The sequence below is a fragment of the Paenibacillus cellulosilyticus genome (assembly GCF_003182255.1).
GTDB lineage: Bacteria > Bacillota > Bacilli > Paenibacillales > Paenibacillaceae > Paenibacillus_T > Paenibacillus_T cellulosilyticus.
The window spans coordinates 528,322-552,818 of the sequence record NZ_QGTQ01000001.1 but is presented as its reverse complement, the minus strand read 5'-3'; the positions used below and the strand labels follow the sequence as shown (position 1 = coordinate 552,818).

The following is a 24,497-nucleotide window of genomic DNA, read 5'->3' as shown; positions in this document are numbered from 1 at the left end:
GCCTCTTTTTTATGCCAGAAACAATGTTCAGTCTCAAAATCGCCTGGGCTTACTTTCCACGGATCTATTTAAGTTCCATTAAAGGTCCACAACCCAAGATAGACGTAGAGGTGATGAGAATGATGTTTAGAAAATCTAAACTCGCCATATTATTAACGTTAACTATAGCAGCAACTTCCGCACTGACGGGTTGTGGGACGGCTGCAACGTCTGCCACCCAGTCTGAGGATACTGCGCAGAGCGGAGGAAGCCAGGTTACGACGCTTGCCTATACGGAAGAGATGGACAAAAACGAAGTCATGACATTCCAGATTTCGGTCGATCAAACCAAATGGCAGGAAATGCTGGACAACGCGTCAGCAGAAGAATATATTTCGGCAGACATTACGATTAATGGTACGACGATTACCAATGTCGGCATTCGCCCGAAGGGCAACTCCAGTCTCAGTTCCATTGTGCGTGATGACACGACGGATCGATACAGCTTCAAGATTAAGTTTGATGAGTATGTGGATGGGCAGACTTGGGAGGGCCTAGACACGATCGTGCTTAACAACAATTTCTCCGATGCAACAAGCATGAAAGAATACCTGTCCTATGACATTATGTCCTACATTGGGGTAGATTCGCCGCTGTACTCGTATGCGGACATTTCGGTCAACGGCGAGACATGGGGCTTCTATCTGGCAGTCGAGGATCTTGATGATAGCTATATGGAACGTACGCATAACGATGAAGGGGAGCTGTATAAGCCTGAATCAGATATGGGCGGAGGTGGCATGCCTGACGGCGCCAAGGGAGGACAAGACGGTACAGCTCCTGATGCGAATGACAGTGCATCCGAAGAGGTGACTTCGACCAATTCTGATTCAAATCAGACGGAATCAGCGGAGAAAACGACTGAGCAGATGCCTGACCGTCAGAACGGAGGCGGCGGGATGATGGGTGGCAAGGCCGATAACGGCACCTCCCTTCAATATACCGACGATGAGATCAGCAGCTATTCGGCTATCTTCGACAATGCGGAGACCAAAACAGATGAAACCGATCAGCAGCGCCTTATTGCAGCTTTGAAGAACTTGAGCGAAGGCACGAATCTTGCGTCCACTGTTGATGTCGAAGCAGTACTTAAGTATTTCGCAGCTCATACGGTGGTCGTTAATCTAGATAGCTATGTGTCTAATATGGCGCACAACTACTACCTGTATGAGAACGACGGGCAGATCAGCATCCTTCCTTGGGATTACAATCTTGCGTTCGGCGGCTTCCAGTCGGGCAGCGCGTCAGATGTCGTGAACTTCCCAATTGACACGCCTGTTTCAGGCGTGAGCATGGAAGACCGTCCGCTGCTCGACAAGCTGCTTGAGAATCCCGATTATCTCGAACAGTATCATGAGTATCTGCAGCAGATCGTCGACGGTTATTTTGCAGACGGCAAATTCGAGCAGACGGTTGATAAGCTAAGCACGATGATCTCGGAATATGTCAAAAACGATCCATCGGCGTTCTACACCTACGATGAGTTTGAAGCGGGAGTCGCTGAGCTAAAGGAACTGGGAGCACTTCGTGCAGAGAGCATTCAAGGCCAGCTCGACGGGACGATTCCATCGACGACAGAAGGGCAGGAAGCGGACTCAAGCGCACTCATTGACGCATCGTCTGTAGACATGCAAGCGCTCGGCTCTCAGGGCGGCGGCGGCATGGGAGGCGAAGGCGGCAAAGGTGGTTTCCCTGACATGGGCGGCATTGATAGTGATATCATGCAGCAGGCTATGCAGCTTATCCAAGATGCCGGAGGAGAGATCACGGACGAAATCAAATCCAAGCTTCTTGAGCTCGGTCTGACTGAGGAGCAAATTACAATGTTCTCTCAAATGCGTAATGGCGGCGGGCAGCGTCCGGATGGCAACGCCACCCAGGAGAAGTCTTGACATAGCAATAATTATCAAATAATGTAAAAGTAATTTAAAGGCTATGCAACCGAAAGGTTCAACCTCGCTAGTAGTTGAGGTTGGACCTTTTTTTGTTAGCCGGATGGAGGAGATTGGGGATGGCGACGAAGGAGCGGCTGCTTGGAAGGCTCAATGAAATCGGAGGCTCACTGGAGCGGAGAGGCGAGACGCTATTTCTGTTGGGAGTCGGGTCGGTCGGGGTGGAGACAGATCGAATCGATGAGTATTCGGATTTGGACTTTTTTGTAATCGTGAAGCAGGGGTACAAACAAAGGTATATCGAGCGGTTGGATTGGTTGGAGGATGTATGTCCATTGGCGTATTCCTTCCGAAATACGGTGGACGGATACAAAATCATGTTCGAGGACGGGATATATGGCGAGTATGCCGTGTTCGAGGAGGAAGAGCTGGAGCATATCGCTTACACGGGGGCGAGGATTGTTTGGATGGATCCAAGTTATGCGAAGCCGGACATCGCCAAGAGCGGAGGGAGAACGGAGACGCGGCGAAGAGAAGGACTGGATTTCCCGTTGAATGAAGCTTTGACCAACTTGTATGTGGGGCTATGCCGATATGCCCGGGGAGAGAAGCTGTCCGCAGCGCGTTTCGTTCAAAGCTATGCCGTGGACAGCATCTTGTCCGTTCTGCATTTGTTGGAGAAGGAGGAGGCGTACTTTCCGGACGTGTTTGGAGAGGAGCGGAGGCTGGAGAAGAGATTTCCTTCTTTTGCAGAACGGGTAGGGGACATGATTCTTGGCTACGAGCGGACCCCGGAGTCGGCGCTGCATATTCTTCGTTACCTGGAGGATGTGTATCCCGTTAACCGTAGAATGAGTGCGGAGATTAGGCGGTTAGCGTCCAAACAAGGTAATTAAGGATGGGAACGGCTCATGCAGGCGCTTGAAAGTAAATGGCCGCTTCTGTATGCATTACAGCTCGACATGGGCAAAATGAAAGCATAACCTTTCCCGCAGTACCATGATTACGGAACAACCTTACCGTGCCAATATAAGGTCCCGTATAGACACTCCTTTCCGTATCGTTTATAATGAACGCAAGTTAATAGATGTGGCGGAGACAAGGAGAACACGCGAATTAGGCCCTGGTGGGTCAAGTTCGTCGTTCTCCTTTTTTGTCATATAAGCGAGCCAATCGAAAGAGCGGAAGGGGAGGACCACTTGAGCTTTCATAACCAGAGCATATTGCCCGCTGCTCGCAAAGTGAAGGATCTGGAGAAGCTTATTAAGCTGTCATATGAGTATATCGTCATCTTGGACACCCACATCAGCCAAATCCGGCCGGTCGTCGATCTGGCGAAGTCACACGGGAAGAAGCCGATCCTGCACGCTGATTTAATTGAAGGTCTGAAAAATGATGAATACGCGGCAGAGTACTTGTGCCAGGTTGTTAAACCGGCTGGCATCGTGTCCACTCGGGCAGGCGTTATCGCGAAGACAAAGCAGAACGGGCTGCTGGCGATTCAAAGGCTGTTTCTGCTCGATACGAATGCTTTAGAGAAGAGCTACTCGATGTTTGAGAGGACGAAGCCAGACTTCATCGAGGTCCTTCCCGGTGTCATTCCGCATATTATCACAGAGGTGGCGGAACGGACGGGTATTCCGATTTTCGCAGGCGGCTTGATTCGTACGGTGCAGGACGTCGAGCAGGCGCTTCAAGCTGGAGCGTCGGCAGTAACGACATCGAAGAATGAGCTGTGGAAGCATTTTGAGCCCGCGGGGCGGAAAGGGGAACGCTAAGTGTCGAACAAATACATTATGGCGATCGATCAGGGAACGACGAGCTCTCGGGCCATCATCTTTGATCGCCAGGGCCACATTGTCAGCACAGCTCAGCAGGAGATCCAGCAGTATTTTCCGCAGCCTGGCTGGGTGGAGCATGACGCGAACGAAATTTGGGTATCGGTGCTTGGTGTAATTGCTGCATCGCTGTCCAAGGCGGAGATTCGCCCCGAGCAGATCGAGGCCATCGGCATTACGAACCAGCGGGAGACAGCGGTCGTCTGGGATCGTCATACGAGTCGGCCGATCCATCATGCCGTCGTCTGGCAATCCAGGCAGACGCAGGACATTTGCGAGGAACTGAAGCGTCAAGGGCATGAACAGCTGTTTCATGAGAAGACGGGGCTGCTGATTGATCCATACTTCTCGGGAACTAAGATCAAATGGCTGCTCGATCACGTTGAAGGAGCTCGGGAGAAAGCCGAGAATGGCGATTTGCTATTCGGCACCATTGATTCTTGGCTGCTCTGGAAGCTGAGCGGGGGCAAGGTTCACGTTACCGATTATTCCAACGCGTCAAGAACGCTGCTCTACAATATTCACGAGCTCACGTGGGATAACGAGCTGCTCGGCATTCTGGATATTCCAGCGTCTATGCTCCCAGAGGTTCGTCCTTCGTCGGAGGTCTATGGCCGAACGATCAAGCATCACTTCTTCGGCTTCGAGATACCGATCGCGGGCATCGCTGGCGATCAACAGGCAGCATTGTTCGGTCAAGCTTGCTTCGAGAAGGGGATGGCTAAGAATACGTACGGAACGGGCTGCTTCATGCTCATGAACACCGGCGAAGAAGCTGTCCGCTCCGAGCATGGGCTGCTAACGACGATCGCCTGGGGAATTGACGGCAAGGTCGAATACGCACTGGAGGGCAGCGTATTCGTAGCCGGATCAGCTATCCAGTGGCTGCGTGACGGTCTTCGGATGCTGAAACAAACATCGGATAGTGAGATGTATGCATCGCGGGTAACGTCCTCGGACGGCGTATATGTTGTACCGGCCTTTGTTGGCATGGGAACGCCTTATTGGGACAGCGACGTACGGGGTGCCGTCTTCGGACTTACACGAGGAACAACGAAGGAGCATTTCATTCGGGCGACGCTTGAATCGCTCGCTTATCAGAGCAAAGAAGTGTTGGACGTAATGGCCCTCGATTCAGGATTAACTCTCCGGGGGCTGCGGGTAGATGGCGGCGCGGTACGTAATGACTTTCTCATGCAGTTCCAGAGTGACCTGCTCGGGGCGGAGGTTGAGCGCCCGGTCGTCAATGAGACGACAGCGCTGGGAGCGGCTTATCTGGCCGGACTGGCGGTAGGCTATTGGGCCGATAAGCAGGAAATTGCTGAAGGCTGGAAGCTGGAGCGGACGTTTGCGCCAACGATGCCGGAGAATGAGCGCGATCGTTTATATGAAGGCTGGAAGAAGGCGGTCAAAGCCGCTATGGCGTATAGGATGTAATCGGCGGGAAGCCATTTGTATCAATTCGTTTAATCGTAATGCAATCATCACATTCACAAGTTAATAATCGGTAGGAGATCGGGAGAGCCACGAAGGTTCCCGCCGCGCATTGCGCGGCGGGTTGAGTGTGGTTCTCTTTTTTCATATACGCATAGGATATTAACAAGAAAATGAGGGATAACAGATGAATAACAACATCGTATCAGATCGTCGTAGCCGGCTGTCCAATTTGGAGAATGAAGTGTTCGACGTCCTTATCGTTGGCGGCGGAATTACAGGCGCAGGCATAGCGCTGGATACCCGGAAGCGGGGAATGTCGACAGTACTGATAGAGATGCAGGATTTCGCGGCTGGAACATCAAGTCGTTCGACGAAGCTTGTCCACGGGGGACTGCGGTATTTGAAACAATTCGAGGTGAAGATGGTCGCCGAGGTTGGCAAAGAGCGCGCGGTCGTATACGAGAATGGCCCGCACGTAACGACACCGGAATGGATGCTGCTGCCGTTTTATCAAGGAGGAACGTTCGGCGCGTTCTCTACGTCGATCGGGCTGCGCGTATATGACTTTCTGGCTGGGGTTAAGCGCGAAGAACGGCGCAAAATGCTAAGCAAGGAAGAAACGTTGGCAAAGGAACCACTGCTTCGGCGTGACGGCCTGAAGGGCGGCGGCTACTATGTGGAGTACCGGACGGATGACGCTCGTTTGACGATTGAAGTCATGAAGAAGGCCGTCGAAGCAGGGGCACAAGTTGCGAACTATGTGAAAGCAGAAGAGCTTCTGTATGAGGAAGGCAAGCTTGTTGGGGTTGTCGTTCGTGATGTTATTGGAGGAGGGACGTACCGAATCAAGGCGCGCCAGATCGTCAATGCAACGGGTCCTTGGGTAGATACGCTTCGCGAGCTGGACCGCTCCAAGCAAGGGAAGACATTGCGTCTAACGAAGGGCGTCCATCTTGTGTTCGACGGAGGCTGCTTCCCGCTTCGACAGGCTATTTATTTCGATACGCCGGACGGACGTATGGTGTTCGCTATTCCTCGTGACGGCAAAACGTACGTCGGCACGACAGATACGGATTATAAAGGCGACACGGTACATCCTCGCATGAGCGAAGAGGATCGAGATTATATACTCGCTGCTGCCAACGGCATGTTCCCAGAGCTGAAGCTGACTGCAGATGACGTCGAGTCCAGCTGGGCGGGGCTGCGTCCACTGATCTACGAAGAGGGCAAATCGCCCTCGGAAGTGTCTCGAAGAGACGAGATTTTTGTATCTCCTTCGGGGCTGATCACAATTGCGGGCGGTAAGCTGACGGGCTATCGCAAAATGGCTGAGACGGTAACCGATCTTCTGGCGACCAAACTAGGGGAAGCGGGCCGTGGGACGTTCAAGCCGTGCAGCACGAAGACGCTGCCGATATCAGGAGGCGACGTAGGCGGGTCCCGCCAGTTCCCCTTGTACGTCAACAAGATGACAGATGCCGGTATGAAGCTCGGCTTGTCGAAGGAATCGTCCGAGAAACTTGTCCGCCGTTATGGCTCGAATGTGACAGTCATTCATGAACTGATTCGGAACGGTAAGGGCAGCCTCCAAGCGCCACATCTTCCGAATGAGCTGCGGGCTGAGCTGCTCTACGCGATCGAGGAGGAGATGGTCGTCAAGCCTGTAGACTTCCTTATGCGGAGAACGGGCGCTATTCTGTTCGACATGGATTGGGCAAGACGCTGGAAGGAAGCCGTCATCGATTTCATGGCGGACTGGCTGGCCTATTCCGATGACCAGAAGCGCGAGTACACGCAAGAAGTGGAGCTTGAAATGGCTGCAGCTTCGAAGGCAAGCGAGCATTAAGCTGGCAGGCTTCCTCAAGTTTATTCGTACACAAGAGACCCATAGCTGCTGCTGTGGGTCTCTTGTTTCATTTGGCGGGGAAGAAGCTCTTCACTCATGCTTCTTAATGAGAAAGGTTCAGTGACTACACTTCAAAATGATATTCCATATCGCCAGCCATTGCGGCCGGTGTATCGCCCGTTTTCCTATAATCATGAGCGTGAAGCAATTCGAAGTGGCCGAAATCGACTTGCTTATAAAATTCGAAGCAAGGGAAGCCGTCATGACTGCCCTTCATTTGAACGCTGCCGTTCCGATGGGCAACAACCTGTAGGAGGTAGTCAACAGTCGGAGAATCCGCAATCAGGGGGTTGCTTGCGCTTGCTCGCATTGTAAGGGCCACTGTATCCTCTGCCCACATTTCATCCTCAACTCGAATGCCCTCGATCGATGCTTTGCCATACTTATATTCGACGCTTCCATCAGAAGCCGTTAATCGCAGAATGGTGACGCCTGTATTAGCGAAAGTCGTCACTCTCCGCTTCACGAAGTCAATTACGACCTCTTGCTCGACGCGGCAGCGTCCCGTGTTTACCGCGTAAGGGGTAAATTCCCGCGCGTCCCCTTGAAATTCATAAATCGTGCCTGTGGACGGGTCTTGAGTGGGCGGTAAATAAAGGATTCCGCCGATAAATACACTGCCTCTAATCTTGATAATGTCTGCCATATACGAACCCCTCGCTATATTAGGCTTTGAATCTATTGATCTTCAACGTATTCTATCATAACGGCCCTGACCTGAATGCCGGATCCATGTCAGAGCAGGAAGCAAATAGAGCCAGCAACCGATGCAGGATCGGCAGCTGGCTCTTCATGTGACTGGCGGTTTGTATCATGAATGTCGTTACGATCGTTTCTCCGTTAAATAATAAACCAGAGCAAGCGTAGGCAGGATAATGCCGATCCACAGCGCTGCGTTCCAGCCGCCTGCCGCATACGCCCATCCGCCAAGTGCTGAGCCAATGGCACCGCCGGCGAAGAAGATCGCCATGAACAAGCCGTTAAGTCGGCTGCGTATCTCATCCCCGAGCGAGAAAATCGTGCGTTGGCTTAACACGAGGTTCGCCGATACGCCCATATCGAGCACGATGGCAGCGACAAGGAGTAGGATTAACGCGAACGTTGAGCCGCTCTGATCGATAAGGGGCAGTGCCATCGAAGCGAGAACGAGCACCAGTGCAATTCCGGTCCCGGGACGAATCCATCCCCGGTCCGCCAGTCGGCCAGCGAAAGGTGCGGCCAGTGCGCCGGATACTCCGACCAGTGCGAAGAGAGCAACTTCCTGCTGAGAGAAGTGGAACGCTGGGCCGGTTAGGTACAGCGGGACCGTCGTCCAGAACAAGCTGAACGTACCGAATACGCATGCATGGTACAGCGCTCTCCGCTGTAAGATGGGCGTCGATTTCAACAAATGAAGCATGGAGCCCATCAGTTCAGAATACCGAGTTGAGGTCGATGGCTTTCTTACCGGGAGCGCACGGAGCAGTACCAGTGCCAATAACAGAATCGCAGCTGCAGACAAATAATATACCGCTCTCCAGCCCATGTACTCTGCTACAAGACTCGATACCGGTCGAGCGAGCATAATGCCAAGCAGCAATCCGCTCATGACGTTGCCGACGTTCCGACCCCGCGTCGCTTCCGGGGACAGGTGCGCCGCATACGGTACCAGCACTTGGGCAGCTACTGAGCTCATGCCGATCAGCATGGAAGCCAGCAGAAACAGCGAGGCGTTATGGATACCGCCCCCGAGCGCAAGTGCAATGGCTGCGAGGACTAGCAGAATGACGACAAGCTTCCGATTTTCCACGATATCCCCTAGCGGAACAAGGAACAACAGCCCAAGGCCATAACCGATTTGGGCAAGGGTGACGATCAAGCCGGCCGCCCCAGAAGACAGCCCAAGGTCCTCGCTGATAGGTCCGATTAGCGGCTGTGCATAATACAGGTTCGCCACAATTAATCCGCAGGCGGCGGCGAGAATAAGAATAATGGCCGGCGAGAACGACTTCTCGACTGATTGATGATTTTCAACTGTACGCATTGCAATTCTCCTTTACTCCAAACGGGGTGCTCGTTCGTAATGATGCAGCTGATTTACTGGAACAATCGTTCCGAAATTGGTGCGAAAAATGCCGCTCCCTCTTACAGCATGTTGAGAACGGCCTCAATCATGTCGTCATAAAGCTTCCGGTCCGGCTTCATCTTGGTGACGACATTGATTCCGTGATTCAGGTTCAACAGTAGAGTTGCCATTGTCTGCACATCTTTGTCCGGAGCGATTTCCCCGGCTTGCTGCCCTCGCCTCAACACATCGATATAACATTGCTCCAGTCCATCGAAGCTGTCCCGAATAGCGGCCCGCACCTGTTCGTCAGGCGATTCCATGCCAACGGTTGCGTTCGTGATAAGACAGCCATGAGGGGAAGCTTCATCCAGCGCATTAGACACTTGGCGATCGAAGTATCGACGAATGCCTTCCTTCGCGGATGGTGCGCTTTGCAAGAGGGCTCTCTTGCTCTGACTGATGGACTTGTATCGCTCGATGGCTTCCAGGTATAGCGTTTCTTTGTCCGTGAACGTCTCATATAAGCTGGAGCGGCTTAGGTCCATGGCTTGCAGCAGATCGGGCATGCTGGTTGCTTCATATCCCTTCGCCCAGAACACCAGCATCGCCTTGTGGAGCACTTGCTCCCGGTCGAATTCCTTGTTGCGTCCGATGGTGGGTTCCCCCTTTCGTAAACGTAGTATACATTTTCAGGAACGAATGGTCCAGTATTTTTTTGACAGCTTGTACCGTACTAATTCACATCAGAGTGGGGAGAAAATTCGCATCCAACACTCGAAAATGGTATCATTCTACAACGGGTGGGCCATCCTTTAGCTTATATTGGCAACGGGCGCGTGAGCAAACCAAATATGCTTTACAACGAAATGAGGTTAAGACATGAAGACGGGACAGATGGGACTTGGAGGACAGGTGGGGCGCAAACAACCTGCCGTATTAAGAAAGATTGTACGCGGGCTTATGGTGGTCATTGGAGCGTTCGTAACGGCCTACGGACTGGAAGCTGTATTAATTCCGAACAACGTATCCGATGGCGGCGTGACGGGTCTTAGTATCGTGGGATCAGAGCTGATTGGATTGCCGCTGGGACTTTTAATCGCGGTACTTAATATTCCATTTATTTTTCTAGGGTACAAGCAGATTGGTAAAAGCTTCGCGATCTATTCCGTGCTCGGTATTGCATCGCTAGCTGTCGGCACCGCCGTCATGCATGAACTAACCCCAATCATCGAAGGCGATACGCTGCTGATTACGGTCGTAGGCGGTATCATCATCGGTTTCGGAATGGGTCTGGCTCTGCGTAATGGCGGCGCACTGGACGGCATTGATATGCTGGCCGTGCTGCTCTCTCGGAAGCTGCCTTTTGGTACAAGCGATCTGATCTTATTCCTGAATACATTCGTGTTTATCGTTGTTTCGAGCATTTTCGGCCTGCAAGGGGCGATTTTGTCCGGTATTGCTTATTTCATTGCCTCGAAGGTTATCCATATCGTTGAAGAGGGCTTGAGCGGAGCCAAAACGTTCAAAATCATTACCAGACATCCAGAAGAAATGGTCGAGACGATTCGTGACCGCCTAGGCCGTGGTGCTACCTATAACCTCGTGGAGGGTGGATACTCCAACGAGCAATTTCGGGAGATCACCTGCGTCATTAACCGCTTGGAAGAAAGCAAAATGAAAGAGATCATCCACGAGCTCGACCCAGGCGCTTTTGTTATGGTGTATGACGTAGCAGAAGTAAAGGGCGGAAACTTCAAGAAGAAGGATATCCACTAAGCCGACAATACAATACTGAAACGACAACAAGGGCGCCCGATGGGCGCCCTATTTCATTTCGACTTCTACTGCCTTCTTGTGCCTTCTTTTGTTTAACCGGTACAACCAGACAATAGCTAACACCACAATGACCGTTGCAATAATGTAGACTCGGTTATGAGCGGATGCGGATATTAAACCAAAGGACAACGAGGATAGGACGAGACCATACACCATGTTGCCGATTGTTGTTGCGGTTACGAAATGCAGCGTGCGGATGGAGCTTAATCCGGATGTAATGTTAATTAAGTTCGTTGGCATCAGCGGCAAAATCCGTCCGAATAGCACGTAGGTGAAGCCGTTCTTCTCGATTTTTTCTTGGAACTGCTGCATTTTCGGCGAGCCTGCGAATACGTCATGGAACAGATACCGGATCGACAGGAAGACGATTGTACTGCCGATAACGCTGCATAAACAGCCGTATAGATAGCCCTTTACGAAACCGAATAACGTAATATTCGCCGTAATGACTAGGATAAGCGGGATGAATGTAAAAATATTTTGCAGCGTCATAATGACGAGCATAATCAGCATGATGAGGATGATGTCATCGTGAGCGATCTCCCGTATCGTATCCGGTGTTAAGTCCGCAACCGTATAGCCGCTGCTTCTTATTAAGTAGAACAAGCATAGCAGGAAGGCTATATAGCCAACCACGCGAACGATCAATTTACGTTTATTCATAATGAACCACAAACTCCTTTAGGTTACCTAACTAAATATATTATAACGAAAATCACCTCTTGGATGTAAGCAGTAATAATCAACAATTTGATTCGGCGAGACGATTCGGCGGATGTTGTAGTAGAATGGAGGCTGCATAGAGATAACAAGGATAGGAGTACAGCATCATGGAACTTACACAACATGCCAGTCGTCGTCCGGAGGCAGCTAAGGGAGGATTTCCGATCTCACTGCTCTCGTTAACGGTAGGCGCATTCGCGATCGGCATGACCGAATTCGTCATTATGGGGATTTTGCCAAACGTGGCAGAGGACCTGAACGTATCTATTTCCGCAGCCGGGCAGCTCATCACGTTATATGCACTAGGCGTAGCCGTGGGAGCCCCTATTCTGACGATGCTGACGCAGCAAATCCCGCAGAAGAAGCTGTTGATCTTCCTCATGTTCTTATTCATAGCAGGCAATGGTGTATCGGTTATCGCACCGAACTATGCGGTTCTGATGGGTGCACGGGTGCTGACAGCCTTAACACACGGTACGTTTTTTGGGGTTGGGGCGGTTATTGCGGCCAATCTTGTTCGTCCTGACAAAAGAGCTGGAGCCGTATCCGTGATGATGGCGGGACTGACCATTGCCAACATTCTTGGTGTACCGCTTGGCACTTACATCGGCCAGCATATGGGCTGGCGTGCTTCCTTTGGCGCTATCGCGCTGATGGGCGTCATTGCTCTAATCGGTATCGTCATCTTAATTCCGCGCCTGCCGCAGGAGAAGGCGATTAGTATCAAACAGCAGATTGCAGCATTGATCAGCCCGAAGCTGATGGTGTTCCTGCTCATCTGCGCGCTCGGCAACTCAGGATTGTTCGCTGTCTTTACGTACATTACGCCGCTGCTTGTTGATATTACGGGCTTTGCCGAGCACAGCGTAACCTGGATTCTTGTCCTATTCGGTATTGGTGTTACGATCGGTAATATCGTCGGCGGCAAGCTGGCGGACTGGAAGCTGATGCCCTCCATTATTGGCATCTACTGCGTTATCGTTATTGCGCTGACGGCGTTGACGTTCACGATTCACAATGAAATCGCTGCTGTCGCGACAATCTTCGTCTGGGGAGCGGGATCTTTCGCCGTCATGCCGGGTCTGCAGGTTCGCATTATGAGTATCGCCCAGGGCGCACCTGCATTAGCGTCCACATCGAGCCACTCTGCAGGCAATCTCGGCAATGCGGTTGGCGCCTTCGTTGGCGGTTGGGTCATTACGCATATGTCACTGTCGTCGCTTCCTTGGGTCGGGGCCATCCTCGTAGGCCTTGCGCTGGCGGTTGGAGTGGGCAGCATAGTGTCGGAGCGCCGAGTCAGGTGATGTCTAACCGTATCAAAATCCATCCGGGATTTTGGACAGGATTACGTCAATTGGGCATTCCCGCCTCTGAAGTAGCTCGCCAAGCACAATTACCGCTAGACATTGTTACGGATTCGACTGTATCCGCCGCCGATTACTTTGCGATCTGGCATTCTTACGCTGAGCTCGTTGGTGATACGGCTGACGCCATCATTAAGCTTGCGACCAACTTCGAGACTGCTCATTATCCACCTGCAGCCTTAGCGACTTTTCATGCCCGGGACTATCGAGACGCGCTTATGCGAATGGCTCGATACAAACAGCTGTGCCCGCCTGAAAGCTTGGTGATATCCGAGCATGACGAGACCTGTACGATTCAGCTGGATTGGTGGGATGCCGAACAGGCGGGACCAACGGTGCTCGTTGGCATCACACTTGCGTATCTTCTCGAGCTTGGCCGACGGGGCACGGGTCAATCGCTCAAGGCGTTGTTGGTTGAATTCACAAACCCCATGGGTGATATAGCCGTTCTTGAAAATTACTTTGGCTGCGCTGTCCGGATTGGGGCGGGATGCAACCGTCTAACGTTAAATCGGAGCGATCTGGATCGTCCTTTTGTCTCGTATAACGAGGAGCTGCTTGAGATCTTGACTCCTGTTCTTGATCAAACCTTGAATGAACAACAGCGCAGCAGCTCCGTGACAGAGACGGTCAAATGGATCATGAAGCGCAGCTTTGCAAGCGGGCATATTAACATTCAGCAGATTGCAGGCGAGCTTAAGATGAGCAGCCGAACCTTACAGCGCAGACTGACGGACGAGGGCGTAAGCTTCAAGCAGCTTCTGATGCAAGCCCGGCATGAGCTGGCGCTCATCCACCTGGCAGATCCCTCGTTGGAAATCAAGGAAGTGGCCTTCTTAACGGGCTATGAGGATCAGAACTCGTTCTATCGTGCTTTTCGAATATGGGAAGGGGATACGCCATCGAATTGGCGCGCTAGGCATGCACGTTGGCGTGAAGGGCTAGTTACGGATTAACCCAAACGAGCTACGATTATCAACGAGAACGTTGATGATAAGGAGAATGCACCGTGGATATGGGACTAATCAACAAAACAGCACTCGTTACAGGATCGACCAAAGGAATCGGTAAGGCCATCGCTATCGAGCTTGCCAGGGAAGGCGTCAACGTATTGATTAACGGACGCAGCGCAGATGAAGTCGAGCGGGTTGTAAATGAGATCAAGGCAGAGTTTCCGGCTACCACTCCCCGCAATGCTGCGGCGGATATCGTCGACAGCCAGCAGAGAGAGGCCTTATTCAATAAGTTCCCTGATATTGATATACTCGTGAATAACATGGGGATCTATGAGATCATGCAGTATGAGGACGTAACCGATGAAGTGTGGGAGACGTATTTCCGTACGAATGTGTTGGCCGCCAATGGACTGTGTAAGCTTTATTTGCCAGAGATGCTGAAGCGTGAGTTCGGTCGAATTATTTTTATTGCGAGTGAAGAAGCTGTCATGCCGTCGGGGTTGATGCCGCAATACGGCGTGACCAAGTCCATGCTGCTGTCTTTGGCGAAGAGCCTGTCCAAGCTAACCACCGGAACAGAAGTCACCGTCAATACGCTCTTGCCGGGTCCAACTCTATCTGAGAATGTCCAACATATTATTGATGGTATATACGCGAATGAAGAGATGACCTGGGCGGAGAAGGAAAGAAGTTTCATGAAGACCAACCTGCCTCAATCCGAGATTCAACGCTTCATCCGGCCAAGCGAGATCGGCAGGTTAGCCGCGTTCGTGTGCAGTCCCTTTGCATCGGCGTTCAAAGGCTCTCCCATCCGGATGGACGGAGGCATGGTGCCGACGATCTTCTAAGCTTATCCATATGAAAAAAGCAGGCATCGGTCATGAAACCGATGCCTGCTTTATTTTACGCTAGACGCGTCTTGAAATCTTCATAACCGAACTCGCGCACGACACGGCAATCGCCGTCTTTGCCCATAACAGCAATCGCCGGAAGCGGCATGCCGTTAAACGTGTTCGTCTTCACCATGGAGTAGATCGCCATGTCCTCGAACACGATGCGGTCGCCTTCTTGGAGGGGTTGATCGAACGAATAGTCGCCGATGACGTCGCCCGTCAGGCAAGTTTGACCTGCCAGTCGATACGTATGCGACTTCTCGCCAGGCATACCGGACTGTTGAACCGGCGGACGATATGGCATTTCCAATACGTCTGGCATATGGCATGTCGCAGAAGTATCGAGAATGGCAATATCCATGCCGTTCTTATGGAAGTCCAGTACCGAAGCAACCATGTAGCCTGCGTTCAGCGCAACCGCTTCGCCTGGCTCCAGATATACCTCTAGACCGTAGTCGTTCTGCATGCGCTTGATGCAAGCTTCGAGGCGTGGGATATCATAATCGTCTCTCGTAATATGATGCCCACCACCGAAGTTGATCCATTCCATCTTCGGCAGCCATTCGCCGAACTTCTCCACGACTGCATTGAGCGTCGTCTCGAGGTCGTCGGAATTTTGCTGACAGAGCGTATGGAAGTGCAGACCCGTTACGCCTTCAAGCAGTTCTGGACGGAATTGATCCAGAAGGGCACCGAAACGCGAACCCGTGGAGCATGGATCGTAGATCTCATGACCAACCTGCGTCGAGCATTGCGGATTAATGCGCAGGCCAACCTTGCGGCCAGCCTTGAGCGCCTTATCCTTGAACTTCTCCAGCTGGGAGAAGGAGTTGAAGATGATATGATCGCAGATGGACAGAATCTCATCCATCTCTTCAGCACGGTATGCAGGGGCAAAGACATGCGTTTCTTTGCCCATTTCTTCGTAGCCGAGTCGAGCTTCATATAAGCCGCTTGCGGTTGTGCCGCTCAAGTATTCGCCAATGAGGGGATACATCGCTGTCATGGAGAATGCTTTCTGCGCCAACACAATCTTCGCTCCCGTACGCTGCATGACGCCGCTGAGGATCTTCAGATTTTTCTCGATGAGCGCCTCGTCAACGACAAAGCAAGGAGTAGGTAGCTCTTCGAACCGCATCTTAGCGAACCATTACCGGTTGTTTTGCAGCTGCAGGCGCATCCTGACCGTCATCAACCAATACCGGATTAAAGTCTTCTACCCATGGAAGTCCCCATTTGTTCAACTCTTCCATGAATGGATCTGGATCGAACTCTTCAACATTGTATACGCCTGGTTTGTTCCATTTGCCCGTCAGAACCATGGCAGCGCCGATCATTGCAGGTACGCCAGTCGTGTAGGAGATCGCTTGCGATCCCACTTCCTTGTAGCACTCTTGGTGGTCGCATACGTTATATACATAGTACGTTTTTGCAACGCCGTCTTTTTTGCCTTGGAAAATGCAGCCGATGTTCGTTTTGCCAACCGTACGCGGTCCGAGGGACGCTGGGTCTGGCAATACAGCTTTCAGGAACTGCAGCGGGATGATTTGTTTGCCTTCGAACTCGATTGGCTCGATCGACGTCATGCCCACGTTCTCCAGTGCGCGAAGATGCGTCAGGTAGCTTTGGCCGAACGTCATGAAGAAGCGAATGCGTTTCAGACCTGGCATGTTCTGTGCAAGGGACTCCAGCTCTTCATGGTACAGCAGGTACATATCTTTAGGGCCAACTTCAGCGAAGTTGTACTCCCGTTTGATTTCCATTGGCTTCGTTTCGATCCATTCGCCGTTCTCCCAGTAGCGGCCGTTAGCCGAAACTTCGCGAATGTTGATCTCTGGGTTGAAGTTCGTTGCGAACGGATAGCCATGGTCGCCGCCGTTGCAGTCGAGAATGTCGATGTACTCGATCTCGTCGAAGTAGTGCTTCAGTGCATAAGCAGAGAACACGCCCGTTACGCCTGGATCGAAGCCGCTGCCCAGAAGTGCCGTAATGCCGGCTTTCTCGAAGCGCTCGCGGTATTCCCACTGCCATTTGTATTCGAATTTCGCCGTATCATGCGGCTCGTAGTTAGCTGTATCCATGTAGTGTGTTTTCGTTGCCAGGCATGCATCCATGATCGTGAGATCTTGGTAAGGCAGCGCCAGGTTCATAACGATGTCTGGTTTCACTTCGTTGATCAGCGCGATCAGCTCGTCAACGTTGTCTGCATCAACTTGAGCAGTCGTGATTTTCGTTTTGCCGCCATCGAGCTTTGCTTTCAGATCGTCGCATTTCGATTTCGTACGGCTTGCGATACAGATTTCTTCGAAAACCTCACTGTTTTGAACACATTTGTGGATGGCCACCGATGCCACACCGCCACAACCAATTACTAACGCTTTGCCCATTTCTCAATCCCCTTACCTCATGAATTTTTTGGTTAAAACATGCAATTTCCCGGCAAACGATCGATTTTTACGCACAAAAAAAACAAGTCGTAAAAACGCATCGTCGCGAATCACACTTGTTTGATATAAATTACGAATATTAAATGTCACCATCACATGGGACATGGCTTTTTAAGGAAGCACATTAATATTCAAAATATATCGATAACGGATCAGAGTCTATATAGCAAATAATCGCCTTTAATACTCTTATTGATCGTTTCACAAGTTGATGCGCTCTTAACGCACTGGTCGTAAAGAAACCAAAACTTATAAAATTTGAGCTCTTCGCTCAATCAATAAGGCAACTAAAGTTGCCAATTCGGCATTTGACCCGGCTGTCCGTATGGCCTTAACGTCCTAAGTGGATGTGGTCAAAAATTATCTGCTTTTGGAAAGATCCTCGTATATTTTGAATAACAACTTTCCAACAACACAACTCATAATATCATAAACTTCACAGATAGCAATAAGAAAATAATTAAAAAGTTTTTAGCATTTTTCGTCAGTGTCTTTTTGATGAACGAGGCAACGTGCCCTGGCGGGGCATTTTACAAATAGTGCGAATTCAAAAAGCTCGGTTTTCAGCACCAAGAAGGTTGGATGAAGCAGGGAATGAGGATCGGAGCGTAGTGATGTGCTACGTGAGAACCGGAAGTCTCTGATTCATCCAAGATTCGATGTCGAATCAACTTCGTGTGATGCTTCGTGATCAAAAGCGGACTTTTTGAACATCCTCTAATAAATGTCTAGAATAGTCGCTTGCTTGGGAAGGCAATCGTCTTCTGAAGTAGGATTTGCTTAGTTGCCCTGAACCATACGGTTTGTACTCAATTCAAGTGAAGCAGCGTCACAAGTGCATAGCCTAGGCCTGAGAGCAGCACCGATCCGATCAGACCGGCTGCGAATGATTTCATGCCGAGACGGCGGAACGACAGAAGATCGACATGAAGACCAAGTCCGGCCATCGCCATCGCAATAAGCAAGTATGCAGCAAGAACGAGCTGGTTCGCCAGCGCGGCAGGTATGATCCCCAATGTATTCACGGCACTCGTTAGAAGAAACCCGACAATAAACCATGGAATCGGAATCGATCGCCAGCTTGCTTTCTTCCCATCACCATTGCCCTTACGTTCCGTTCGGCTCACCCAGATACCGATAATGATGGCAACCGGGACAAGCAATGCGACCCGTGTCAGCTTCACAATGACAGCGAGATCAACCGCATCTTGACCGGCCGGTGCGGCTGCAGCGATTACGTGTGCGACCTCATGCAAGGTTGCGCCTGAGAAAATGCCGTAGCCAGCAGCCGTCAGGCTTAGAATTGGATACATTACTGTATACAGCAGGGTGAAAATGGTGCCTAATATCGCTACTGTTGCTGCGCCTATAGCAGTCTCATTGTCGTTGGCCTTAATCTGCGGCGAGATCGCAACAACCGCTGCAGCTCCGCAGATCGCTGTGCCGCAGGCAGTCAGGAGAGCCAGCCGCTTCTCGACCTTCATAAGCTTGGCGATACCGTAAACGGCGAATATCGTAAAGGCGATATTGATGACGGCGATGGCGAGCACCTTCGGTCCTGCGTGAACGATATCGGCCAAGTTGAGCCGCATGCCGAGCAGGATGATGCCGTACCGAAGCAGTTTTTTACTAGAGAAGGAGACTCCCGACATCATCGATTCTGGTATTCCGAATGCTGCTCTCCAAGCGATGCCAAGAATAATGGCGATGACAAGCTGCCCCATAATGCTTAGAAACGGGAACCCCGCCGCATACTTGGCAATCACAGCAAGTAGCAGCGTTAATGCGATCCCTTGTGCACAATCAGCCCTTCTCCTCTTGCTTAGCGCGAGTGCATTAGTCTGAGCCATCGTCCTCATTCCCCTTTATCGTTAACGAATCACGTTCGTGTTGTGTATGACTTCACTATAAGGAGCAGTCGATCGGAAGTGAAATACCGATCTGCTATCTCAATGATTAGTAATACTTATGATTGAGTTGTTGCCCGATGGAGATAGGGGTACAATAGTAAGAAATAAGGGGGGCTGTCTATGATCGTGGAAACCCTGCGTGTATTCGTGACGACAGCCGAACAGCGCAATTTCTCCCGAGCGGCTGAGCTGCTTAATTTGTCGCAGCCAGGTGTGAGTCTGCACATCCGCAACCTGGAGAACGAATTCGGAACGAAGCTGATGATCCGTTCCCCGAAGCTTGTGAAGCTGACAGAGGCGGGAGAGATCCTGTACAAGCGGGCCAAAGAAATATTAGCGTTGTACGAAGCGGCGAAGCAGGATATTTACCGGCTTCACGATAGGGTGACGGGCTCTCTTCATATCGGGGGGAGCTTCACAATCGGCGAATATATACTGCCGCGCCTGCTCGCGTCGTTTGCGGAGCAGTATCCCCAGGTGGAGATGGACCTGACGATCGGGAATACAGAGGCCATTATCCAGAGCATTCGAGAGAGCAAGCTTGATCTTGGTCTAGTTGAGGGAGAGGTCACTGCGACGGATCTCATCGTTACACCGTATATGAGGGATGAAATGATTCTGGTGGCTGCAGCCGGACATCCTCTCTCATCATTGAAACTGATAAAGCAGGACGCCCTTCATCACCAGGTGTGGGTGCTTCGCGAAGGCGGCTCGGGCACGCGGGCGTTCGTTGACCAGTTTATGGAGCAGGCTGCGCTCGATGTGAAACGATCGTATGTGTTCAACAGCAGCCAAGGCGTGAAGGAAGCCGTATCAGCTGGACTAGGCATTGCCATCGTATCTCGCCTCATTGTGCAGCGCGAGCTGGAGGCAGGCGAGATTGTCGAAATTCCTATCGAAGGTGTTCGATTGGAGAGGAGCTTCTCGCTCATACGGACGAAGGAGCAGGTCCCTACGATGTCCGTTCAGATGTTCCTGGAGAAGCTGCTTACCAAGGGATAAACGTCGTATAAATGATCCTAATCATTATTTTTAATTATGGTAATGGGACACTCGGGTCGAGGTTTATCTATGGTGGTAACCGAATAGAAGGGAGGTTCATTGTCGATGACATTGCAGCAATTGAGATACATATTAACGATCGTAAGCTGCGGCTCCATTAGCGAGGCAGCGAAGAAATTGTTCATTTCACAGCCCAGCTTGTCCAGCGCGGTGAAGGAGATTGAGCAGGAGTTCGGAATCGAGATCTTCCTGCGTTCGCCGAAGGGGATTGTGTTGTCGAATGACGGCGCAGAGTTTCTATCCTACGCTCGGCAGGTAGTGGAGCAGGCTGAGCTTCTTGAGCAGCGCTACACGAACCAGCAGCCTTCCAAGAAGCTCTTCTCCATCTCGACGCAGCATTACGCATTCGCCGTTCAGGCCTTCGTCAGTCTGCTGAAAGAGATGAACATGGCCGAATACGAGTGTACGCTGCGTGAGACGCGGACGTACGAGATTATCGAGGATGTGCGCAATCTGCGGAGTGAGGTTGGCATTCTGTATCTGAGCGATTTCAACCGGAAAGTCATTCAGAAGCTGCTCAGCGAGAATCATCTACGATTCCATCCGCTGTTCCAAGCGGATGCGCATGTATTCATCAGCTCCGAGCATCCGCTTGCCGGCCGCGATGAGGTGGACATTGAGGAACTCGACGACTATCCTTGCCTGGCGTTCGAGCAGGGCGATTACAACTCCTTCTACTTCTCGGAAGAAATGCTTAGCACAAGAACATACAAGAAGAAGATACTGGTGAGCGACCGCGCGACATTGTTTAATACGCTCATCGGGCTGAACGGGTATACAATCAGCTCAGGAGTACTCAACAAGGACCTCAACGGGGAGCAGATTAAGTCCGTACGTCTGCGCACCGAAGAGAAGATGCAGGTCGGCTACATTACGAATCAGAAGGCGAGCTTAAGCCAGCTGGCATCTGCTTATGTGCAGAAGCTCCGAAGCGTCATTAAGGATTTTGGACATGCTGTCATCAACGAAGAGGATGGGCTCAAGTGAGCTTGTCCTCTTTTTTTATGATTACGAACGAGAATGATATAATGAAATGAACAAGTCTAAGGTCAATAATGAGGTGGAAATGATGGAGATTTGTGCGGATGTTTTAATCGTCATCGATTTACAAAACGGTGTATGCTGCAGCGAAGAGCATTTATTCGGATTAGAACAATTACTTTCCACAGTAAATGAAAGAATCTCCTCGTACAGAAAATTGAATAAACCAATTATTTTCGTACAACACTGTGATGAAGATTTCGTGCATGGAGAGGAGCCTTGGGCTATTCATGCGGGGCTTGATGTTCAAGCGCAAGATTTGTTGATAGAGAAAATACATGCAAATTCTTTTTACCGAACGAACTTGAAAGAAGTTTTAGATCAATTAAATGTAAACAGCATAGAGTTTTGCGGAGCCCAAACGGAATACTGTATGGATGCTACTATAAAGTTTGCTCATGGGCTTGGTTATAAGAACTATATGGTGCCAAACGCAACCTCTACATTAAACAATACCTTTATGTCTGCAGAAGAAACTGTTCATTTCTATGAAAAAATGTGGAAGCATAGATACTTAACGTTCATCGAGTAACGGAGTACGATGGTTAAACAATAAAAGGGTTCCGCATCTTAGTCGTAGTGACTTAGACGCGGAACCCTTTGCTTATCTTTCTATATTAAAGCGTTGCACGAACCTCTTGAGCCGCTTCGATCAGATGCTTCAGACTAGCCCATGTCTCAGCTTCGCCGCGCGTCTTCAGTCCGCAGTCCGGGTTCACCCACAGCTTAGCGGGATCGATCTTGTCCAGCATGCGGCCGAGACCTTGCTTCAGCTCATCAACGCTAGGCACACGCGGGGAGTGGATATCGTATACGCCTGGACCAACTTCCGTTTTGAAGCCGCACGCATTGATGGAGTCGATGATCGACAGGTCCGAACGCGAAGCCTCGAACGTGATAACGTCGGCATCCATCGCGTCGATATCGCGAATGATATCGCTGAATTGGCTGTAGCACATATGCGTATGGATTTGCGTATCCGATTGAACGCCGGAGTGCGTCAAACGGAACGCAGGGATTGCCCAGCTCAGGTATTCGCTCTGCCAATCCGATTGGCGAAGCGGCAGCTTCTCACGCAGTGCAGCCTCGTCGATTTGAATGATGTCGATTTGGTTCGCTTCAAGATCCAGTACTTCGTCGCGGATCGCGAGTGCGATTTGCAGAGCGCTGTCCTTCAGGCTGATGTCTTCGCGAGTGAACGACCAGTTCAGAATCGTTACAGGACCTGTCAGCATGCCTTTAACCGGCTTGTTCGTCAGGCTCTTTGCATAAGCGGAATATTCGACCGTCATCGGCTTCGAGCGGCGGATATCGCCCCAGATGATTGGAGGCTTAACGCAGCGCGTGCCGTACGATTGTACCCAAGCGTTCTGCGTGAAGGCGAAGCCGTCGAGGCTTTCGCCGAAGTATTCCACCATGTCGTTACGCTCATATTCGCCGTGAACGAGTACATCAAGACCGATTTCTTCTTGCTGCGCGATGCATTGTGCGATTTTGTCAAAGTTGAATTGCTTGTACTGCTCTTCGCTGATCGCGCCCTTCTTGAACGAAGCGCGGTTCGCACGCACGTCAGCCGTTTGTGGGAAAGAGCCGATCGTCGTCGTTGGCAGCAGCGGCAGATTGAATTTGTTCTTCTGGATTTGCTCGCGCTCGGCGAAAGCAGGCAGTCTTGTAAAATCAGCGTCTGTCAGTGCAGCCGCTCTCGCTTGTACCGATGCGTCGCCTGCAAAGCGCGATCCGCTGAACAGCTTGTCGTTCTCTATATACAGTGGTGAGGACTTTGAATATTCAAGCGAAGCGATCGTTTTGAGTTCTGCAAGCTCTTGAAGCTTCTCTTCTGCGAATGCAAAATATTTGGTCGTCGACTCCGGCAGCTTCGTCTCGTTCTTCAGCGTGTAAGGAACGTGAAGCAGCGAGCAGGACGTGCCGAGCACGACTTGTGCAGCATGCTGGCTAATGGCTTGGATAAGCGACAGCGTCTTCTTGTATTGGTTCTTCCAAATGTTCTTGCCGTTAACAACGCCAGCGAACAATACTTTTCCCTGTGCAAATCCATGCTGCTTCACGAGTGCCAGCGTTTGTGTTCCTTCTACAAAATCAAGGCCAATGCCGTCGAAAGGCAGGGATTGCAGCGTTTGGTAGCAGTCGCGAACATCGCCGAAGTACGTTTGAACAAGTACTTTAACGCCGCCTTTAGCTGCAAGAATTTGCGTGTGAAGCTCAGTGAACAGTGCAATTTCTTCTGGCGACAGGTCCGTGACGAGTGCAGGCTCGTCTACTTGAACCCATTCTGCGCCCAGCGTGTTCAGCTGTGCCAGTACGGCTTTATAACCTTCAACAATTGCGCCAACGAAGTCGGTTGCTTGTTTGGAGCCTGTGAATTTCGCAAGCTTCAGCAGCGTGAATGGACCAACGAGTACGGGCTTCGTCGTGATGCCGAGCTGCTTCGCTTCGTTGAATTCGTCGAACAGCTTCGTTCCTGCCAGACGAATAGCAGCGGAATCTTCGATCTCAGGCGTCATGTAGTGATAGTTCGTGTTGAACCATTTTTTCATCGCCAATGCTTTAACGTCGCCATGCTCGCCTTGATAGCCGCGCGCCATTGCGAAATAAGTCTCCAGCGGACTCAGGCCAAGCTCGCGGTAACGCTCAGGAATGATGTTGAACAGGCATGCCGTATCGAGCAGTCCGTCATAGAACGAGAAGTCGTTCGAAGGAATGTAATCAATGCCTTGTGCCTGCTGCAGCTTCCAGTGGGACGCTCGAAGCTCAACCGCCGTTTGGTTCAACTGCTCAAGCGTGCCCGTGCCTTTAAAATAGTTCTCGGATGCGAATTTAAGCTCTCTAAGCGCTCCGACGCGTGGATATCCGATGATCGATGTTTTCATTGTCAATCGCTCCCCGTAATGTGGTGGCTTCAGTATAGGGGCGAAATGGAGCCATAGAGAAACACTTAAAAACTATTCAGGGTCATAGATTTTTCCTATATGCTCGAAGTGCGGCGATAGGTATAGGCATAACTTATAGCTCCCCATCGTTTATACGTATGAGGGTATAGCCGGCCACCTGTGCTATATTTCTTATTACTTTATTAAATGAGTGTTCA

At 51.0% G+C, this 24,497-nt stretch carries 20 protein-coding genes; 12 read left to right on the top strand and 8 right to left on the bottom strand.

Features of this window, described 5'->3' with window-relative positions; all coding sequences use genetic code 11:
- Positions 1-119: 119 nt before the first annotated feature.
- From DFQ01_RS02365 to DFQ01_RS02345, 5 genes are all read left to right on the top strand, one after another.
- Positions 120-1,931: a CotH kinase family protein gene (locus DFQ01_RS02365; protein ID WP_245946484.1), complete on the top strand. Its 1,812-nt coding sequence runs from the start codon at positions 120-122 to the stop codon at positions 1,929-1,931.
- A gap of 119 nt (positions 1,932-2,050) precedes the next feature.
- Complete coding sequence (locus tag DFQ01_RS02360; RefSeq protein ID WP_110042264.1) at positions 2,051-2,827, top strand: hypothetical protein; 777 nt, start codon at positions 2,051-2,053, stop codon at positions 2,825-2,827.
- Positions 2,828-3,130: 303 nt separating this feature from the next.
- Entirely contained in the window at positions 3,131-3,709 is a 579-nt protein-coding gene (locus DFQ01_RS02355) for a glycerol-3-phosphate responsive antiterminator (RefSeq protein ID WP_110042263.1), read from the top strand.
- Positions 3,710-5,206 carry a glycerol kinase GlpK gene (gene glpK / locus DFQ01_RS02350; protein ID WP_342769972.1) on the top strand — a complete coding sequence of 499 codons (1,497 nt, stop codon included), beginning with the start codon at positions 3,710-3,712 and terminating at the stop codon, positions 5,204-5,206.
- A gap of 184 nt (positions 5,207-5,390) precedes the next feature.
- On the top strand, positions 5,391-7,052 hold the full coding sequence (locus tag DFQ01_RS02345; RefSeq protein WP_110042262.1) for a glycerol-3-phosphate dehydrogenase/oxidase: 1,662 nt from the start codon (positions 5,391-5,393) through the stop codon (positions 7,050-7,052).
- Positions 7,053-7,176: 124 nt separating this feature from the next.
- On the opposite strand, the gene DFQ01_RS02340 is transcribed toward DFQ01_RS02345, so the two are convergent.
- From DFQ01_RS02340 to DFQ01_RS02330, 3 genes are all read right to left on the bottom strand, one after another.
- The gene (locus DFQ01_RS02340; protein ID WP_110042261.1) at positions 7,177-7,758 is read right to left on the bottom strand and encodes a DUF3238 domain-containing protein; all 582 of its coding nucleotides are present in this window, start codon (positions 7,756-7,758) and stop codon (positions 7,177-7,179) included.
- A 177-nt stretch (positions 7,759-7,935) separates the two neighbouring features.
- Positions 7,936-9,135, bottom strand: coding sequence for an MFS transporter (locus DFQ01_RS02335; protein WP_110042260.1), 1,200 nt, complete (start codon positions 9,133-9,135; stop codon positions 7,936-7,938).
- A gap of 101 nt (positions 9,136-9,236) precedes the next feature.
- Positions 9,237-9,764, bottom strand: coding sequence for a TetR/AcrR family transcriptional regulator (locus tag DFQ01_RS02330; RefSeq protein ID WP_245946483.1), 528 nt, complete (start codon positions 9,762-9,764; stop codon positions 9,237-9,239).
- A 355-nt stretch (positions 9,765-10,119) separates the two neighbouring features.
- On the opposite strand from DFQ01_RS02330, the gene DFQ01_RS02325 reads away from it, so the two are divergent.
- The gene (locus DFQ01_RS02325; RefSeq protein ID WP_425452348.1) at positions 10,120-10,935 is read left to right on the top strand and encodes a YitT family protein; all 816 of its coding nucleotides are present in this window, start codon (positions 10,120-10,122) and stop codon (positions 10,933-10,935) included.
- A gap of 48 nt (positions 10,936-10,983) precedes the next feature.
- Here the strand turns inward: DFQ01_RS02325 and DFQ01_RS02320 are convergent, their stop codons facing one another.
- A complete protein-coding gene (locus DFQ01_RS02320; protein WP_110042258.1) occupies positions 10,984-11,658 on the bottom strand; it encodes a TVP38/TMEM64 family protein in 675 nt (224 codons plus the stop codon).
- A gap of 167 nt (positions 11,659-11,825) precedes the next feature.
- Between DFQ01_RS02320 and DFQ01_RS02315 the strand changes: the two genes are divergently transcribed.
- Genes DFQ01_RS02315 through DFQ01_RS02305 form a run of 3 tightly spaced genes read left to right on the top strand, consistent with a single transcriptional unit; the run spans position 11,826 to position 14,886 of the window.
- Entirely contained in the window at positions 11,826-13,022 is a 1,197-nt protein-coding gene (locus DFQ01_RS02315; RefSeq protein WP_110042257.1) for an MFS transporter, read from the top strand.
- Positions 13,022-14,038 carry an AraC family transcriptional regulator gene (locus tag DFQ01_RS02310; RefSeq protein ID WP_110042256.1) on the top strand — a complete coding sequence of 339 codons (1,017 nt, stop codon included), beginning with the start codon at positions 13,022-13,024 and terminating at the stop codon, positions 14,036-14,038. Before DFQ01_RS02315 ends, DFQ01_RS02310 begins: the two co-directional genes overlap by 1 nt.
- A 53-nt stretch (positions 14,039-14,091) precedes the next feature.
- On the top strand, positions 14,092-14,886 hold the full coding sequence (locus tag DFQ01_RS02305; RefSeq protein ID WP_110042255.1) for an SDR family NAD(P)-dependent oxidoreductase: 795 nt from the start codon (positions 14,092-14,094) through the stop codon (positions 14,884-14,886).
- 55 nt (positions 14,887-14,941) lie between these two features.
- Here the strand turns inward: DFQ01_RS02305 and nspC are convergent, their stop codons facing one another.
- The 3 genes from nspC to DFQ01_RS02290 all read right to left on the bottom strand — a co-directional run bounded on the left by nspC (position 14,942) and on the right by DFQ01_RS02290 (position 19,228).
- Positions 14,942-16,069 (bottom strand): carboxynorspermidine decarboxylase, encoded by a 1,128-nt coding sequence (gene nspC / locus DFQ01_RS02300; protein ID WP_110042254.1) that lies wholly within the window; start codon positions 16,067-16,069, stop codon positions 14,942-14,944.
- A 1-nt stretch (position 16,070) separates the two neighbouring features.
- Positions 16,071-17,318: a saccharopine dehydrogenase family protein gene (locus tag DFQ01_RS02295; protein WP_110042253.1), complete on the bottom strand. Its 1,248-nt coding sequence runs from the start codon at positions 17,316-17,318 to the stop codon at positions 16,071-16,073.
- 869 nt (positions 17,319-18,187) lie between these two features.
- On the bottom strand, positions 18,188-19,228 hold the full coding sequence (locus DFQ01_RS02290) for a YeiH family protein (RefSeq protein WP_110042252.1): 1,041 nt from the start codon (positions 19,226-19,228) through the stop codon (positions 18,188-18,190).
- A gap of 180 nt (positions 19,229-19,408) precedes the next feature.
- Here DFQ01_RS02290 and DFQ01_RS02285 point away from each other — a divergent pair, with 180 nt between their 5' ends.
- The 3 genes from DFQ01_RS02285 to DFQ01_RS02275 all read left to right on the top strand — a co-directional run bounded on the left by DFQ01_RS02285 (position 19,409) and on the right by DFQ01_RS02275 (position 21,923).
- Entirely contained in the window at positions 19,409-20,290 is an 882-nt protein-coding gene (locus DFQ01_RS02285) for a LysR family transcriptional regulator (protein ID WP_110042251.1), read from the top strand.
- Between the two features lie 105 nt (positions 20,291-20,395).
- Entirely contained in the window at positions 20,396-21,337 is a 942-nt protein-coding gene (locus DFQ01_RS02280) for a LysR family transcriptional regulator (RefSeq protein WP_110042250.1), read from the top strand.
- Positions 21,338-21,419: 82 nt separating this feature from the next.
- On the top strand, positions 21,420-21,923 hold the full coding sequence (locus DFQ01_RS02275; RefSeq protein WP_110042380.1) for a cysteine hydrolase family protein: 504 nt from the start codon (positions 21,420-21,422) through the stop codon (positions 21,921-21,923).
- A gap of 85 nt (positions 21,924-22,008) precedes the next feature.
- Here the strand turns inward: DFQ01_RS02275 and metE are convergent, their stop codons facing one another.
- Entirely contained in the window at positions 22,009-24,279 is a 2,271-nt protein-coding gene (metE, locus tag DFQ01_RS02270; protein ID WP_110042249.1) for a 5-methyltetrahydropteroyltriglutamate--homocysteine S-methyltransferase, read from the bottom strand.
- Positions 24,280-24,497: the final 218 nt, after the last annotated feature.